Below are 16818 nucleotides of genomic sequence, written 5' to 3' on the forward strand. Positions count from 1 at the left end.
GTCAGTCGTTCAGGACGAGGCCCCGCATCTCGCCCGTGTCGCGCCATGCCTGGAGCAGGTCCTCCAGGGCGTAGAAGCCGGGCCAGTAGGGCTCGCCCAGGTGCGAGCGGATCTGCTGCTCGCCCTCGTTGTTGTAGTAGCCGGGCGTGCATTCCCTCTGGAAGTTGGTGTTGTCGACCGCGGTCTCCCTCACGGTCGCGCACCACTGGTCCTGCGCTTCCTCGGTGGGCTCCACGGTCGAGGCGCCGCGCGCCAGGGTCTCCTTGATGATGTAGGCGATGTGCTGGGCCTGTTGTTCGAACATCGCCGTCGTGCTCGCGGTCACGCCGCCCTGGAGGAAGCCGGTGAAGAACTGGTTGGGGAAGCCGTGGCTCATGACGCCGTGCAGGGTTCGGTAGCCCTTGGCCCAGTGGTCGTAGAGCGACAGCCCGTCCCGCCCGGCGAACGGCCGGATGCCGAGGCGGCGGTCGAGGTCGGTGGTGATCTCGAAGCCGCTGGCGAAGATGACGCAGTCCACCTCGTGCTCGACGCCGTGGGCGATGATGCCGTTCTCGGTGATGCGTTCGACGCCCTTGGTGTCCGACACGTCGACGAGGGTGACGTTCGGGCGGTTGAAGGTGGGCAGGTACGCGTCGTTGAAGCAGGGCCGCTTGCACAGGAAGCGGTAGTAGGGCTTCAGCGCCCGGGCCGTCCTCTCGTCCTCGACGACGGTGTCGACGCGGTCGCGCAGGCGTTGCATCGCCCGGTAGTCCTGGATCTCCCTGAGTTCCATGAACTTCTCCGGATCCGCCAGCGCGGCCCAGCCGTCGGTGGCGTCCAGGTGAGCGGCCAGATTGCGGCTGACCTCGGTCCAGCCGTCGCAGACGAGGTCCGGCTGGCCCGGCGCGAAGGCCTCGAACGCCGCGGTGTGGAAGTTGCGTTGCCGCTCCTTCTGCCAGCCCGGCTCCAGCGTCTTCACCCATTCCGGGTCGGTCGGTACGTCGCCGCGCTCGTCGATGTACGAGGGCGTGCGCTGGAACACGTAGAGGTGCCGGGCGGAGCGGGCGAGGTGCGGGACCACCTGGACGCCGCTGGCTCCCGTGCCGATGACGGCGACCCGCTTGTCGGCGAGCTTGTCGAGCCCGCCGCTCATGTCGCCGCCGGTGTACGCGTAGTCCCAGCGCGCCGTGTGGAAGGTGTGCCCCCGGAAGTCTCTGATGCCGGGGATCCCGGGAAGCTTCGGCCGGTTGAACGGGCCTTGGCACATGACGACGAACCGGGCGCGGATGTCGTCGCCCCGGTTGGTGCCGATCCGCCAGCGTCGGATCGACTCGTCCCACTCCATCGAGCGGATCAGGGTGCTGAAGATGGCGTGTTCGTAGAGCCCGAAGTGCTTCCCGATGCGCTGACAGTGCTCGAAGACCTCGTCCCCGAAGGAGTACTTCTGCTTCGGGATGTAGCCGACCTCTTCGAGCATCGGCAGATAGCAGTAGCAGTCCGTGTCGCACTGGATGCCCGGGTAGCGGTTCCAGTACCAGGCGCCGCCGAAGTCGCCGCCGAGTTCGATGACCCGGAAGCCGGTGACGCCGGCCTGTTTGACCCGCGCCGCGGTGATCAGGCCCGAGAGGCCGCCGCCGAGGATCGCCACGTCGATGTCCTGGGAGATCGGGGGCCGGGGCACGACGGGCGTGTACGGATCGGCCTCGTAGTACTCCTCGAACTCGCCCTCGGCCTCCAGGTACTGCTTCTGCCCCTCGCCGCGCAGCCGCTTGTCGCGCTCCAGCAGGTACTTCGCCCTGAGGGCCGCGTGGTCTGTCTCGGGCGTCTGTGTCGGTGCGCATTTCGGCATGCGAAGTCCTCGGCTCGGGCGGTCACTCGGGTCGTTCGTCCTCAGGGCGTACGGGGAGGGCGGGATTCAGGCGAGGTCGCGGGGTTCGCCGGTACCCATGTAGGTCGCCAGGTTGTGGTGCAGGTTCACGATGCTGCGTTCGCGGTACGGGTTGGGCTTCGGGCCCGAGAAGCCGCGGGCCTTCATGCCCTTCTGGACGGCCGCCATGTTGGTGAAGTCCTGCGGCAGGACCGTGCGCCAGTCCGGGTCGTCCTCCGGGGTGTACACCCACTCGGTCTCCGGCTCCTCGCCGGGCGGGTACAGCTCGTACACGGCGACCTCGAAGACGCACTTGTCGGGGTCGTGGCCATGGGGCCGGGCGCTGTAGCAGAGCATGTTGTTCAGCGCGTGCCCGATCTGGAAGTTCGGGAAGATCTGCCAGGCGGTGCCGCTCTTCGCGACGTGCGCGGGTTCCACGGTCGGCCAGCTCACCCCGCGCTCGGCGTCGGTGCGCCGGGCCGTGTCCAGCCAGTGCCTGAGCACGTCGGCGGCCGTGGCGTCCTCCGGCACCTCCTCGACCAGCCGGTTCGCCGCGTCGACCAGGGTCTGGGTGGTGTTGGTGTTCGCGTTCGCCCAGGTGAAGTTCTGCAGCTCGGCCGTGGACTCGCGGGGGTCGGTGCCGCCGCCGAGCCGCAGCTTCGCCTGGTTCTCGTCCAGGCCCTTGGGCGCGTCGTAGCCGATGTTGCTGTGCTTGCCCTGGGCCCTGGACCAGCCGAGGAAACTGCCGAACCTCATGAACTCCGGGTGGGTGTACGGCACATGGTAGGTCTCCATGAACGCCTCGAGGGCGGTCTTCCAGTTGCAGTCGAAGACGAGCCAGCGACGCCACCGGTAGCGCATGTTCTCCAGCTGGAAGGGGTCGAGCAGGGTGGCCGCGGGTTCCAGGTAGTCGCGCAGGGGTTCGCACTCCGGGTCCATGTTGATCCAGATCCAGCCACCCCAGGTGTCGACCTCGACCCCGGTCAGGCCGGTGTTCCCGGCGGACAGCCCGCACGGCCAGTCCTCCCGTTCGGGCACATGGGTGCACCGGCCGTCCAGGTTGTACCGCCACCCGTGGAACCCGCACACGAACTGCCTGCCACGGCCGCGGGCGTCCCGCTTGCCCTGCGGGGTGTCGAGGAGGCGGCGCCCCCGGTGCGAGCAGACGTTGTGGTAGGCGCGGAGCGTGTCCGGCGCCGTGCGTACGACGATGATCGAGTCGTCGAGGATCTCGTAGGTGAGGTAGTCACCGACGTCGGGGAGTTCCTCGACACGCCCGACCTGTTGCCACACCTTGGCCCACAGCCTGTCCCGCTCGGCCCGGGCGTACTCCTGCGAGATGTACGCCTCCACACCGATCGTCAGCGGCTGCGACAGGGCTTCGTTCTCGGCGGTTTCGCTCATGACATTCTCCAGCCGTGTCAGCGCGTCATTGCGGCTCGGAACGACTCGTCCTTGAGGAAGAGAGAGGTGTTGTCGGCGGCCAGGTGGGTCCATTTGAGGTTGAGGCCGCCGTCGACCAGCAGGGTCTGACCGGTGATGTACGTCGACAGGTCGGAGAGCAGGAAGAGAATGGCGCCCGCCTGTTCCTCGGGGCGGCCGCGTCGCCCCATGGCGATGGCGCGGCGGTCCCGCTCGGCGTCCTCGTCGACGTACGTCCCCGAGGCCGGGGTCTCGGTGACGCCGGGCGCGATGGCGTTCACCCGGATGCCGTCCCCGGCCAGTTCGACGGCCATCGTGCGGGTCGCCGCGACCAGCGCCGCCTTGGCCGTGCCGTAACCGATGTGCAGGGGCGCCGAGTTCATGCCGCTGATGGAGGAGATCGAGACGATCGACCCCGGCCGGCCCTGAGACGTGAGTTCGGCGGCGACCGCCTGGCTCATGAAGAACATCGTCTCGAGATTCTGGGTGAACAGCGCGCGCCAGTCCGCCCGGGTCACCCGGGTCGAGGGCATCCAGGTCGAGGGTGCGGCGCCGCCGGCGACGTTCACGAGGCCGTGCAGGTCGCCGGCCCTCCGGCCGACCTCCTTCATCACGCGTGCGATGCCGTCGTCGGTGGAGGCGTCGGCCGCGACCGGCACGACCGACAGGCCCTCCGCGGCCAGCGGCGCGACATGCTTCTCGAGGTTCTCCGGAGAGCGGCTGACCGCGACGACGGTGGCCCCGGCTCGGGCGACCATGCGCGTCACCGAGGTGCCGATGCCCCCGCCCGCCGCGCCGCTGACGATGACGACGCGTCCGTCGAGGCCCAGGAACTCCTGCGTCATCGTGCGGTTCCTCCTGTCTCGCGCAGGGCCAGCACGCTGCCGTCGGCGTCGGCGGAGACGTACAGCGTGCCGTCGGGTCCGGCGGCGATGCCTGCGAAGGGGCCCTGGGGCCCGGAGAACGGCGGCAGCCCCCGCAGCGGCTTGGGGGTCACGCCGGGCGGGGCGCCCACCGGCAGGTCACGGGCGAGGGTGTGCCGGGTCTTGCTCTCGAGATCGACGCCGATCACCGCCTTGGCACCGGTGTCGACGATGTAGAGCCGTCCGCCGCGCACCAGGATCCCCTGGGGGTTCTCCAGGCCGTCCAGCACCGTGTCCACACCGGCACCGGTGACCGCGACGATCCGTCCGGCGCCCGATTCGGAGACGAGGCAGCTGCCGTCGGGTCCGAACGCCACACCGAGCGGCTGGTTCAGCCCGGAGGCGAGTTCCTCGACCTGGCCGGACCGGATGGACAGCACACGGCCGGTGCCGAACTCGGCGGTCACCACGGCCCCGTTCGGAGCGACCACCACGCCGTAGAGCTGGTCGAGGTCCTGGGCCAGTACCTCGCTCTCCCTGTTCCCGGGCGAGTAGCGCGCGACCTGGCCGCCCGAGGTGGTGACGACGAACTCGCCCCCACCGATGGCGGTCACCCCGCGGACGAAGCCCGGATAGCCGGGAGTGAAGAGCATCCCGAGCGTCTGCGGCTCACCGCCCGGGCGCAGGGCGTAGAAGAAGGTCCCGTCGGCCACATAGAGGGTGCCGTCGTCGCCCACGGTCAGGTCCAGCGGCCAGTTGAGCCCGCCGGGCAGCGTGGTCCGGGTCTCGCCGCCGCCCAGGATCTCCGTGATCTCGCCGGTGAAGTTCGAGACGAACAGCCGGTCGCCCACGAAGGTGCAGTTGTCGAGACCGGGGTTCAGGGCGGCCAGCACCGTGCGCGCGCCGCTGCGCGGATCGATGCGCAGCACCTCGCCGGTCGCCACCTGGGTGGAGACGATGTACCCCTCGGAGTCGAACTTGACGGAGTCGGGGACGCCGAGGTCCCCCACGACCCGTTCGGGCTCGCCGCCGTCCGGATGGATCCGCCAGATGTCGTTGGTGCCCATCACCGGGTAGTAGAGGAGGCCGTCGGGGCCGACCTCCATGGCGTTGGGCATCGCCACGTTCTCGAGCATCACGCGGGGTGCGCCGCCGTTCGGGTCCAGCTCCAACAGGCGCCCGCCGACGCGGCATTCGCCGATGAACAGGCGACCCTGGTGCACCGTGATGCCGTTCGCGCTGGGAAGGTCGTCGCGCAGGACGCGGGTACGCCCGTCGGCCCCGCGCACGCTCACCCGGCCGTCCATGACCTCGGTGGCGTAGAGGTCGCCCCGCGGGCCGAAGGCCACGTCGTCCGGCGCGATGATGTCGCCGCCCTTGGCGCTGATGGTCTCCAGGCGGCCCGTGCCGACGTCGATGGCGCTGATCTGACTGCCGGTCACCTGGGCCACGTAGACGCGGCCGTCCGGACCGGTGCGCAGACCGTTGGCGCCGAACAGGCGGCTGGGTGGGGTGAGTCGTTCCAGACTCCAGCCCTCGGCGAGGCTTGTCGATGTGGCGCTGGTGTAGCGCGCTCCTGGCAGCAACATGGTGACGGACTCCCGGAGACCTCGTCGTTGAGGTGAATAAGATTCTCCCTGTGGAGAATCTCACTCTCATTTCAATCTAGCGTTTGTTAGGGGCGCAGGCAATGGAAAGTCATCCGTACCGCCTGGCCAGCCGTCGGCGGTGGGCGGCCGGTGAGCCGAACAGCGACCGGTTGAGCGTGGCGCGCTTGAGGTGGACGTGGATGCCGCTCTCCCACGTGTAGCCCATGCCGCCGTGCAGTTGCATCGCCTTGCCGACGACGTCGACCGCGGCGGCGCAGACGTACGACTTCGCCATCGAGGCCGCGACTCCCGCTTCGACGTGGTCCTCGGCGATCAGGCGCACGGCCTCGGCCACCAGGTGCCGGGAGACCGAGAGCCGTACCAGCATGTCCGCGCAGGCGTGCTTCACGGCCTGGAAGGATCCGACCGGCCGCCCGAACTGCTCTCGACCGCGGGTGTGCGCGACCGTCGCCCGCAGCATGGCCTCGGCGAGACCGAGGCTGTCGCAGGCCGTCGCGACGGCGGCCCGGTCGAGCAACCGGCCCACGGCGCGCCGCGGTTCGCCGTCGAAGCGCAACACGCGTCCCGCGTCCGGGGCCACCGCTTCGGCACGCACCCGAGCGAACCGGCGGGTGGCGTCCAACACCGGCTGCCCGGTCACCGTCAGCCCCTTGGTCCCCGGGGCGAGGAGGACGACGACCGGTGTGCCGGCCGGGTCGAGCGCCAGGATCAGCAGTCGGTCGGCCTCGGCCGCGTCGGGCACAAAGCCCGCGTGACCGCTCAGCTGTGGTCCCTCCGGGGAGTCCTCGATCCGGAAGGGCACATCCGTGTCGTCGAAGGTGCCGGCGACCAGGCTGTCGTCGGTGGCGTCCACCAGGGCGGCGGTCAGGGTCTGCGTCCCGTTCGCCGTCCGGCGCAGCAACGCGTCCCGTTCGGCGGTGGGTTGGAGCGCGGTCAGTGTCCCGGCGGCCAGCACGGCCGTCCCGAAGTACCCGGTGCGGGCGGCCGCCCGGCCGAGCTCCTCCAGCACCACCGCCGTCTCCGCGAAGGTCACCCCCGCGCCGTCCAGCTCCTCGGGGACCTCCAGGCCGAGCCACCCGGCCTCGGCCAGCCGCCGCCGGGGCACCCCTTCCGACGCCTGCCCCTTCGCGAGCAACTCGCGGGCGACCGTGCGCAGTTCGTCGCGCACCTCGGTCTCCGACGCGGCGGCCATCAGTCGCCCACCGGCTCTCGGGGCAGTCCGAGACCGCGCTCGCCGATGATGGTGCGCTGGATCTCGCTCGTCCCGCCCGGGATGGTCCACTCCCACGAGCCGATGAAGTCGAGCAGCCAGGCGCCGGACTCCCAGCCGCCGGAGGCCGGCTTCGCCAGCACCGTGTGCCCGGCCGGTCCCACGATCTCGACGCCGAAGTCCATGGTGCGCTGGAGCAGTTCGCTGTAGTGGAGCTTGACGATCGAGGCGTCGGCCGGGCCCACGGCGCCGACGGCGTGCCGCTCCACCAGGTCCCGGCACAGCGCCCGCAGGCCGGTTATCTCGGTCTCCAGGGCCGCCAACCGGTCGGCCACGCGGGGATCGTCGAGGGGCCGCCGCCCGTGCGGACCGGTCCTCGCGCACGCCTCCACCAGCCACCGGAACCCGGCGTTGCCCAAGCGCTCGGCCAGTTCCAGCATCGTCGTGCCGCGCTCGGCGCCCAGCGTCCGCTGCGCGACGCACCACCCCTCGTTCACGCGCCCGACCAGGTTGGCCGCGGGTACGACGACGTCGTCGAGGAAGATCTCGCAGAAGTGGGCGCCACCGGTGGCCTGCCGGATCGGCCGTACGTCGATGCCCGGGCCGCGCATGTCCAGCAGGAAGTACGAGATGCCGCGCCGTTTCGGCGCGTGCGGGTCGGTCCGCGCGAGCAGCAGACACCAGTCGGCGTGCAGCGCGCCGCTCGCCCACAGCTTCTGGCCGTTGACGAGGTAGCCCTCGCCCTGCCGGCGGGCCGTGGTGCGCAGGGCGGCGAGATCGGAACCGGCCTCGGGCTCGGAGAAGCCCTGGACCCAGATCTCGCCGTCCAGGATCGCCGGGAGGTGGCGTCGGCGCTGCGCGTCGGTGCCCGCGACGAGCAGCGTGGAGGCGGCGTGGTGGATCGCGACGAAGGCCAGGACCAGTCTGGGTGCGTCCCGCGCGGCCAACTCCTGGTGCAGCACGATCTGGTGGGTGACCGGCATCCCGCCGCCCCACTCCCGCGGCCAGTGCGGGACGGCCAGGCCGGCCCCCCGGAGTCGCTGGAACCACTCCTTCTGGAACGCGACGAACTCCGCCTCCGGCACGCCGGTCTGGTTCCGCCGCCACTGCGCGGGCACATGCTCCCGACACCACTCCCGCACGGCGACACGGAACTCGCCGAGGTCGTCCGGCCAGGAGGGGGCGGTCGAGGACAGCCCAGGCCGGGAATCGGGTGAAGCCGACCCGTGTGTCATGGTCACCGCCCCTTCCAGAACACCGCGAGCAGCCGCTGGTCGTACGTCACCATGTCGGCCGTCCGTGTGGGTCAGCGGCGTCGGTGAACAGCCCGGTCAGGCCCCGCCGGTCCACCAGCCCGGCCAGCTGGTCGCGGGTGGCGGACAGGCCGAGCGGCAGTCGGCGTACCGGCTGGCTGTAGCGCGACAGCCAGGACAGGAACGCCTCGTCGCAGAACCCGGTGGCGCCCTGCAGCTGATGGGCGACGCGGAACACGGTCTGGGCCGCCTCCAGCGCCGCCAGTCGGAGTGCGAGCGCGTCGGCGAGCGCGTCCGCGGGGCTTTCCCGCAGGCTCCACAGCGCGTACTTGGCCAGCATCTCGACGCCGCCGCGCTCGACTTCGGCGTCGGTGAGCTGGAACTGGACCGCTTGGAAGGCCGACAGCGGCCGGCCGAACTGGGTGCGGACGACCACGTGTGCGCGGGTGAGGTCGATCGCCCGGTCGAGCATCCCGAGCAGCGTCCAGCAGGGCAGGACCAGTCCGAGCACGGCGTCCGCCGCCCCGCCGCCGTCGATCCGTGTCAGGTCGAGGTCGGCGACGAAGGCCGAGTGGCGGGGCGGCGCACTCGGCGGCAGGGCGAGGGCGTGGCTGCGCTCGCCGTCCAGAGTCACGGCCACCCAGCGCAGGTCGAGGTCGGCCACCGCACCGGCGGGGGCGTTGTCGCCGACGACGAGCAGTCCGTCCGCGTCGAGGTCGGCGGGCCGGGAGAGGCGCTCGGCCACCGGGTAGGCCAGGGCCCGGTATCCGGCGGCCCGGCAGACCGCGGCCGCCGCCTCCAACTCGTCGGCGCTGCCCCGTACGTCCAGCTCCCACGCACCGAGCTCGGCCAGGACGGGCGCCACGAGTTTCTCGCGACGGTCCGGTTCCTCCTCGGCCTGCTGTACGAGCCGGTCGCCGCCGGCCGTCTCCAGGGCCCGCAGCACCTGACGGCCGTACTCCGTCGCCTCCCTGCTCAGGTCGATGTTCACGCGCCCGCCAGCAGGGCCCGGGCCAGCAGGATGCGCTGCATCTCGATGCTTCCCGACGCGACGGTGGACGCCTGCGCGTACCGCCAGTGGTCCTGGACCGCGCGCCGGAAGCGGCGCCCGTCCGCATCGGTGAGCCGACCGTGCCCGACGATCTCCATGAGCACCTCGGCGCTGTCCTGGTCGAGTTGGGTGACCGCGATCCGATAGGCGGCGGTGTCGGCCGGACTGACGCGTCCTTCGAGTTGGAGCGACAGCACGCGGTAGGCCAGCAGCCGGGCCCGTCGGCAGTGCACCAGCATCCCCGCCCATCGGCCCCGCAACTCCCCCGGCAGGGTGTCCCATTGGTTCCCGAGGGCGGACGGTGCGGACTGCAGGAGGCGCTCGCAGCGCGCGTAGCGGGCGATGCCCACCCGCTCGAACGCGAGCACCTCCCGTACGACCTTCCAGCCGTCGTCCACGGTGCCCAGGACATCGGCCGGGCCGACCCGGACCTCGTCCAGGAAGACCTCGTTGAGGTGGTGCGGGCCGATCATGGAGCGGATGGGACGGACCTCGATGCCCGCCCGTTCCATCGGCACGAGGAAGATGGTCAGCCCGTGCTGCTTCTTGGCCCCCCGCGAGGTGCGGGTGAGCAGGAAGCACCACTGGGCCATGGTGGCGTAGGAGGTCCAGATCTTCTGGCCGGAGACCTGCCAGCCGTCTCCGTCCGGGCGGGCCGTCGTGCGCAGGGACGCGAGGTCGGATCCGGCGTCCGGCTCGCTGAAGCCCTGGCACCAGATCACCTCACCGCGTGCGATCGGGGGCAGGTGCCGGCGCTGCTGTGCGGGGGTGCCGTGCCGCATGATCGCGGGTCCCACCCAGTTGACGCCCATGTACTGCGCTCCCCGGGGCTCGTGGTGCGCCCACATCTCCTCGCGGACGACCGTCTGCTCCCACACCGAGGCGCCCCGGCCGCCGAACTCCTCGGGCCAGGCCAGACACAGCAGTCCCCGGTCGGCCAGCAGCCAGCAGAAGCGCTGGGCGACCTCCAGATCGGCCGGGTCCTCGGTGAACGCGCCCAGGAAGTCGGCCGGGACGTGCTCGCGCACCATGCCGCGCAGCTGTGCCCGCAGCGTGGTGGCGCGCTCTCCCATCCTGAAGTCCATGCCGCCACCGTATTTCAATCCTTACAAGGATTGCTAGCCTTGCGAACAAACAGACCCACGCCCTCCCCGCAGGTTGACGCCGACACGTCACCGTGCAAGCATCATCGTCATATATTGAGAATGACATTCTCATACGCGAGATTGCGGTATGCATGAGGGCCTGAGCCGACCTGCGTAAGGACACGTTCTGCGATGTTTTCGGCACTCCTGATCGAGAAGGGCGAGACGGGTCAGACGGTCTCGCTCACGCGGCTGGACGAGGCGGATCTGCCCGACGGCGACGTCGGCATCGAGGTGGAGTACTCGACGCTGAACTACAAGGACGGTCTCGCCATCACGGGCGCCTCACCCGTGGTCCGCAGCTTTCCGATGGTCCCCGGCATCGATCTCGCGGGCGTCGTCACCGACAGCGCGCACGCGGACTGGCACAAGGGCGACCGCGTCGTACTCAACGGCTGGGGCGTCGGCGAGAACCACTGGGGCGGCCTCGCCCAGCGCGCCCGCCTCGACGGCGACTGGCTCGTGCCCCTGCCTCCCGCCTTCACCACCCGGCAGGCGATGGCCATCGGCACGGCGGGCTACACGGCGAGCCTGTGCGTGGGCGCCCTGCTGGAGCACGGGGTCCGCCCGGAGCAGGGCGAGATCCTGGTGACGGGGGCGACGGGCGGCGTCGGCGGCGTCGCGATCGCGCTCCTGACGAAGGCCGGCTTCACGGTGGCCGCCGCGACCGGCAACGCGTCGCAGGCCGAGTACCTCCAACAGCTCGGCGCCGTGACCGTGTTGGACCGCGCCGAATTCTCCGAGCCCGGCCGGCCGCTGCAGAAGGAGCGCTGGGCGGGTGTCATCGACTCCGTCGGCAGCCACACCCTGGCCAACGCCTGTGCCCAGACGCGCTACGGCGGCACGGTCGCCGCCTGCGGCCTGGCCCAGGGCATGGACTTCCCGGCGTCGGTCGCCCCGTTCATCCTGCGCGGGGTGTCCCTGCTCGGGATCGACAGCGTACGGGCACCGCGCACCGTACGGACGACCGCCTGGGACCGGCTCGCGCGCGACCTGGACGTGGACGCGCTGGAGGCGATCGCCCAGGAGGTCGGCCTGAGCGGGGCGATCGCCGCGGCGGGCCGGCTCATGGAGGGCGAGGTGCGCGGCCGCGTCGTCGTCGACGTCAATCGATAGACCTTTCAGCCTTTGAGCCCTTCAGCCGTTCAGCCCTTCAGCCCTTCAGCCCTTCAGCCCTTCAGCCCTTCAGCCGGGAGCATCGGGAGCAGGCGTGAGCAAGAAGTCCACCGAAGCAGAGATCACCGAACTCGACCTCTCCGACGTCGACCACCGCGTGGGCAAACCGGTCGGCGGCGGGCAGTTGTGGGACCCGCTCAGCACCTCGGACATCCGCCGCTGGGTGATGGCGATGGACTACCCCAATCCGCTCCACTGGGACGAGGAGTTCGCCCGCGACTCCAAGTTCGGCGGCCTCGTCGCACCGCAGTCCATCGCGGTCGGCCTGGACTACGGACACGGCGCCCAGCCCGCCTGCGTGGGGTACATCCCCGGCAGCCACCTGATCTTCGGCGGCGAGGAATGGTGGTTCTACGGCTGCCCCGTACGGGCCGGGGACACGCTCTTCCAGGAGCGGCGCTTCCACGACTACAAGGTGGTCGAGACGAAGTTCGCCGGACCGACGATGTTCTCGCGCGGCGACACCACCCACACCAACCAGCACGGCACGCTCGTGGCGCGCGAGCGCTCCACCGCGATCCGCTACCTCGCCCTCGAAGCGGAGAAGCGCGGCATGTACCAGGACCGGAGTCTGGTCGTGAAGCGCTGGAGCGACAGCGAGCTGAACGAGATCGAGAAGTTGCGCCACGAGTGGCTCCTGTCGAACCGGCTGGGCGTGTCACCGCACTTCGAGGAGGTGCGCGTCGGCGACAAGCTGCCCCGGCGTGTGATCGGTCCGCACAGCATCGCCAGCTTCACCACCGAGTACCGCGCCTTCCTCTTCAACATCTGGGGCACGTCCCACTGGGTGGCTCCGCCCGGCGTCAAGGACCCCTGGATCAACCAGGATCCGGGGTGGGTGGAGGGCTTCGGCTTCGACGAGGAAGGCGCCAAGATCGACCCGCGCAAGCGCGACGGCCTCTATGTCGGCCCTTCGCGCGGGCACATCGACAGTGACAAGGCGAGCGAGATCGGCATGGGGCGCGCCTACGGCTACGGCGCCACGCTGGGCGCCTGGTGCACCGACTACCTCTCCTACTGGGCCGGCCACGACGGCGAGGTGCGCCATTCCAAGGCGAACTTCCGCGGCCCCGCCTTCGAGGGTGACGTGACCTATTTCGACGCCGAGGTCGTCGGCAAGGAGACGGAGTCGACGTGGGGCGTGCCGCTCGTCCAGGTGAAGCTGCGGCTCAGCGACCAGAACGGCGGCCTGCTGGTGGACTGCACGGCCGAGGTCGAGCTGCCGTACTGACGCGACGAGGAGCTGTGGGGCGGTGAGCGATGGGCACTGAGACGAACGCCGAATCCGTGCGGACCCCTTCGATCGTGTCGGGGCCGCCGTTGAGCGCCGAACCGGGGCTCGGGCAGCTCACGTTGCCCGGCTTCCTGCGCGAGGTGACGGCGCTGTACGGCGAGCGCGAGGCGCTGGTGATGCGTACGGCGGAGGGCACCACCCGCTGGACGTACACCGAACTCTGGGAGCGCGCCGTCGAGGTGGCGCGCGCCCTGCGGGCGTGCGGCGTGGGCAAGGACAGCCGTGTGGGCGTCCTGATGACCAACCGCGCCGAATGGATCGCGGCGGTCTTCGGCACCTCGCTGGCGGGCGGGGTGGCCGTCACGCTCAGCACGTTCTCGACACCGCCCGAGCTGGAGCACCTGCTCCAAGTGTCCTGTGTTTCCGTGTTGTTGTTCGAGCGGCGGGTTTCGAAGAAAGACCTTGCCGCCGACCTCACCAAGCTGGAGCCGGAGATCGGCAAGGCGTCGCCCGGCACACTGCGGTCGGCGAAGTTCCCGTTCCTGCGCCGGCTCGCCATGGTCGGGGACGCCCTGCCGGACAGCACCGTCGACACCTGGGAGGAATTCCTGGCGCGCGGGCGCGAGGAGTCGCGCGAACTGGTCGAGGCGACGGCCGCGGCGGTGCGCGCGGGCGACTCGGCCGTGCTCTTCTTCTCCTCGGGCTCGACGAGCAGGCCGAAGGGGATCCTGAGCGCGCATCGCGCCGTCGCCATCCAGCTGTGGCGTTTCCGGCGCATGTACGGATTCGGCCCGCAGGACGACATCCGCTGCTGGACGGCCAACGGCTTCTTCTGGTCGGGGAACTTCGCCATGGGCCTCGGCACGACCTTCGCCAGTGGCGGGTCCCTGGTGCTGCAGTCGACCTTCGCCGCCGCCGAGGCGCTCGACCTGATGCAGGCGGAGCGGGTGAACTTCCCCCTCGCCGTGCCGCACCAGTGGGCCCAGCTCGAAAGCGCGCCCAACTGGAGCCAGGTGGATCTGAGCAGCGTACGGTTCGCGGATTTCAGGACCCCGGTCGCGCGGCACCCCACGGTGTCGGGCCGGTGGCACGAACCCGCAAGCGCCTACGGCAACACGGAGACCTTCACGATCACGACGTGCTTCCCGGCCGACACACCGCCGGAAGTGACCGCGGGCAGCAGTGGCGAGCCGCTACCGGGCGTGTCGGTCAAGATCGTCGATCCCCTCACGGGCGCCGTCGTCGAGCGTGGCGAGCACGGCGAGATATGCGTCAAGAGCCCTACCCTGATGCTGAGTTACCTCGGCACACCGCTGGACGAGACACTCGACGCCAAAGGCTTCTTCCCCACCGGCGACGGCGGACACCTCGACGAGAGCGGCCGGCTCTTCTGGGAGGGCAGGCTCACCGACATCATCAAGACGGGCGGCGCCAACGTCTCACCGCTCGAGGTGGACGAGGCGCTCTGCGCCTGTCCCGGCGTCAAGGTGGCCCGCACCGTGGGCGTCGCGCACGAGACACTCGGCGAGATCGTCACCGCCTGCGTCGTCCCCCACGAGGGCTCGGGCCTCGAACCCGGGGAGATCCTCGCGTTCCTGCGAGAACGCCTGGCGAGCTACAAAGTGCCGCGCCATGTGCTCTTCTTCCGCGACGAGGAGATCACGTTCACCGGCAGCGCGAAGATCAAGTCAGGCGAGCTCCGCGAACTGGCCGCCAGTCGGCTGCGCGGACAGCCTGCCACGCGGCCGCGCGGGTAGACGTACGGCACGTCCGTCTCAACCGCACGGCCCTCCACACCGCACGGCCCGCTCCACGGCACGGCTCTCGTGCTCAGAAGCCTCGCCGCTGGATGGTGTGGGCCGCCCGCGCCAGCTCTTCCTGGAAATCGGGGTGCGCGACGGCGATCAGACGCCGGGTGCGCTCGGCCAGGGTCTGCCCCCTGAGCTCGGCCGCGCCGAATTCGGTGACGATCACATCCACGTCGCTACGAGCCGTGGTGACCGGTCCCGACAGGTCGGCGGTGATCCTGCTGACGGTGCCGCCCTTGGCGGTGGCGGGCAGCGCGATGATGGCGTGCCCCCCGGGCGAGCGGGCGCCGGCGCGCACGAAGTCCACCTGCCCGCCCGTGCCGCCGAGGTAGGCCGGGCCGCTCTGTTCGGCGTTCACCTGGCCGGTCAGATCGACCTCCAGGGCCGAGTTGATGGTGACCAGTCGGTCCAACCGGGCGAGCACGGCGGCATCGTGGGTGTACGAGGTGGCGCACATGCGGATCCGCGGATTGCGGTGGGCGAATTCGTAGAGGCGCTTCGTGCCGATCAGGGCGCCGTTGACCGAGACCCCGCGGTCGATGCGTTTGCGCGCGTTGGTGACGACGCCCGCCTCCACCAGCTCGACCAGGCCGTCGCCCAGCATGCCGGAGTGCACTCCGAGGTCCTTGCGGTCGTGCAGCAGTCGAAGGAGGGCGTCCGGGACGGCGCCGACCCCGGTCTGGATGACCGAGCCGTCCTCGACGTAGGCGGCGGCGTGTCGCGCCATGGCCTCCTCCGTCGCGCCGATTCTCCCCGGTGGTACCTCCACCGGCAGGCGGGAGACCTGTACGGCGACATCGATCTCCGCCGCGGGCAGCAGTTCCCCGTGGGTGAACGGCACCTGCTCGTTCACCTCCGCCACGACGACGCGCGCCTTCGTGACCGCGGCCCGCACATGGTCGCTGATGAGGCCGAAGCTGTGGTCTCCGTTCGCGTCGGCGGGACTGACCTGCACGAAAGCGACGTCGCAGCCGATGGTCCCGGCCTCGATCATCGGGGCGATCTGGCTGACATGACAGGGGATCACGCTGAGCCTGTGTTCCTTGGTCAGGGAGCGCAACGCACCGATCGCCCCCATGCTGGCCAGGGAGAACCCGCTCACCGCCGCCGGGGTGAACCGTCCGGAGAAGCTGGTCGCTATGAAGGCCGAGAGACCTCCGATGCCGGGGCTCTGTTCGATCAACGCCTCGACCAGCGTGGTCGGTTCACCGCAGGCCTGGCCCATGACGATGCGGTCTCCGGGGCACAGGAACTGACTCAGGTCCAGGTCACCGACGTCGGAAAGGACCTTCACGCCCGTCCCCCCGAAGCCAGCAGCGCCTGTGCGCGGGCGAGGTGGGGCCGGTCGAGCATGACGCCCCGGTGGCCGATGGCGCCGACACCGGGACGGGCGGCGAAGAGATCGACGATCTCCTGGGCCGCGGCCAGTTCCTGTTCCGTGGGGGTGAAGGCCGCGTTGATCACATCGACCTGGGCGGGGTGAATCGCCAGCATGCCCCGGTAGCCGTCACGGCGCACCCTCTCGGCCCGCCTGCGCAGTCCCTCCACGTCACGGAAGTCGCCCTGGATGGTCTCGACGGGGGCCACACCGGCGGCGGCCGCTCCCAGGAGACACAGGCTTCTCGCCAACTCGTAGGTGAATCCGTAGCTTCCGTCGGGGTTGCGGTTCTCACTGGCGCCCACGGAATCGGCGAGGTCCTCCGCCCCCCAGGTCATGGCGACCATCCTCGGCGCGCCCTGGTAGGTGCCGGTGGTGAACATGCCCTCGGCCGTCTCGGTCACCAGTACGATCACCTTCGTCGAGCCCCGCTCCCTCCCGGCTGAGACCTCCAACGCGGACAGATAGTGGTCCAGAAGCTCCACATCCGCACGCCCGCGCGCCTTGGGAAGCATGATGCCGCCGGGCCCCGCGGGGATCACCGCCGCCAGGTCCGCCAACGCGTGGGCGCCGTCCAGGGGATTGATCCGCACCCACAGCCGGTCTCTCTCCTCGGGCGACCGGTCGGCAAGGAAGGACGAGATCATCGTGCGGGACTTGGGCTTTCCCTCCTCGGCCACCGCGTCCTCCAGGTCGAGGAGCACGATGTCCGCCGGACCGGCGGCCGCCTTTTCCATCTTGCGTTCGCTGTCGCCGGGGGCGAACAGCCAGGAGCGTGCGCTGAAGGGTTCTACGGTACTGGTCACTGCTTCTCCGACTCCC

13 protein-coding genes are annotated in these 16818 nt (G+C 70.4%); 3 read left to right on the forward strand and 10 right to left on the reverse strand.

Annotated elements, in window-relative coordinates:
* Position 1: 1 nt before the first annotated feature.
* The 8 genes from FNV62_RS08625 to FNV62_RS08660 all read right to left on the reverse strand — a co-directional run bounded on the left by FNV62_RS08625 (position 2) and on the right by FNV62_RS08660 (position 10340).
* Complete coding sequence (locus tag FNV62_RS08625) at positions 2–1828, reverse strand: flavin-containing monooxygenase (protein ID WP_144315005.1); 1827 nt, start codon at positions 1826–1828, stop codon at positions 2–4.
* Positions 1829–1894: 66 nt separating this feature from the next.
* Entirely contained in the window at positions 1895–3250 is a 1356-nt protein-coding gene (locus FNV62_RS08630) for an aromatic ring-hydroxylating oxygenase subunit alpha (RefSeq protein ID WP_143600544.1), read from the reverse strand.
* A 17-nt stretch (positions 3251–3267) separates the two neighbouring features.
* Positions 3268–4113, reverse strand: a complete 846-nt coding sequence (locus tag FNV62_RS08635; protein ID WP_097283338.1) for an SDR family NAD(P)-dependent oxidoreductase — start codon at positions 4111–4113, stop codon at positions 3268–3270.
* Positions 4110–5720, reverse strand: a complete 1611-nt coding sequence (locus FNV62_RS08640) for an SMP-30/gluconolactonase/LRE family protein (protein WP_143612592.1) — start codon at positions 5718–5720, stop codon at positions 4110–4112. The genes FNV62_RS08635 and FNV62_RS08640 overlap by 4 nt, the downstream gene beginning before the upstream one ends.
* Before the next feature lie 109 nt (positions 5721–5829).
* The gene (locus FNV62_RS08645; protein ID WP_143612593.1) at positions 5830–6933 is read right to left on the reverse strand and encodes an acyl-CoA dehydrogenase family protein; all 1104 of its coding nucleotides are present in this window, start codon (positions 6931–6933) and stop codon (positions 5830–5832) included.
* Positions 6933–8186 carry an acyl-CoA dehydrogenase family protein gene (locus FNV62_RS08650; RefSeq protein WP_143612594.1) on the reverse strand — a complete coding sequence of 418 codons (1254 nt, stop codon included), beginning with the start codon at positions 8184–8186 and terminating at the stop codon, positions 6933–6935. Before FNV62_RS08650 ends, FNV62_RS08645 begins: the two co-directional genes overlap by 1 nt.
* Positions 8187–8232: 46 nt before the next feature.
* Positions 8233–9195 carry an acyl-CoA dehydrogenase family protein gene (locus FNV62_RS08655; RefSeq protein ID WP_143612595.1) on the reverse strand — a complete coding sequence of 321 codons (963 nt, stop codon included), beginning with the start codon at positions 9193–9195 and terminating at the stop codon, positions 8233–8235.
* The gene (locus FNV62_RS08660) at positions 9192–10340 is read right to left on the reverse strand and encodes an acyl-CoA dehydrogenase family protein (RefSeq protein ID WP_143612596.1); all 1149 of its coding nucleotides are present in this window, start codon (positions 10338–10340) and stop codon (positions 9192–9194) included. The genes FNV62_RS08655 and FNV62_RS08660 overlap by 4 nt, the downstream gene beginning before the upstream one ends.
* A gap of 192 nt (positions 10341–10532) precedes the next feature.
* Between FNV62_RS08660 and FNV62_RS08665 the strand changes: the two genes are divergently transcribed.
* The 3 genes from FNV62_RS08665 (at position 10533) to FNV62_RS08675 (ending at position 14567) form a co-directional block, all read left to right on the forward strand.
* Positions 10533–11516: an MDR family oxidoreductase gene (locus FNV62_RS08665; protein WP_143612597.1), complete on the forward strand. Its 984-nt coding sequence runs from the start codon at positions 10533–10535 to the stop codon at positions 11514–11516.
* Between the two features lie 94 nt (positions 11517–11610).
* Positions 11611–12807 carry a MaoC family dehydratase N-terminal domain-containing protein gene (locus FNV62_RS08670; RefSeq protein ID WP_143612598.1) on the forward strand — a complete coding sequence of 399 codons (1197 nt, stop codon included), beginning with the start codon at positions 11611–11613 and terminating at the stop codon, positions 12805–12807.
* A gap of 29 nt (positions 12808–12836) precedes the next feature.
* Positions 12837–14567: a class I adenylate-forming enzyme family protein gene (locus FNV62_RS08675; protein WP_186003059.1), complete on the forward strand. Its 1731-nt coding sequence runs from the start codon at positions 12837–12839 to the stop codon at positions 14565–14567.
* Positions 14568–14640: 73 nt separating this feature from the next.
* On the opposite strand, the gene FNV62_RS08680 is transcribed toward FNV62_RS08675, so the two are convergent.
* Positions 14641–15912, reverse strand: a complete 1272-nt coding sequence (locus FNV62_RS08680) for an acetyl-CoA hydrolase/transferase family protein (protein ID WP_205522452.1) — start codon at positions 15910–15912, stop codon at positions 14641–14643.
* Positions 15909–16802, reverse strand: a complete 894-nt coding sequence (locus FNV62_RS08685; protein WP_143600552.1) for an HpcH/HpaI aldolase/citrate lyase family protein — start codon at positions 16800–16802, stop codon at positions 15909–15911. Before FNV62_RS08685 ends, FNV62_RS08680 begins: the two co-directional genes overlap by 4 nt.
* Positions 16803–16818 lie beyond the last annotated feature (16 nt).

The sequence above is a fragment of the Streptomyces sp. RLB3-17 genome, assembly GCF_007113425.2.
Lineage (GTDB): Bacteria > Actinomycetota > Actinomycetes > Streptomycetales > Streptomycetaceae > Streptomyces > Streptomyces mirabilis_D.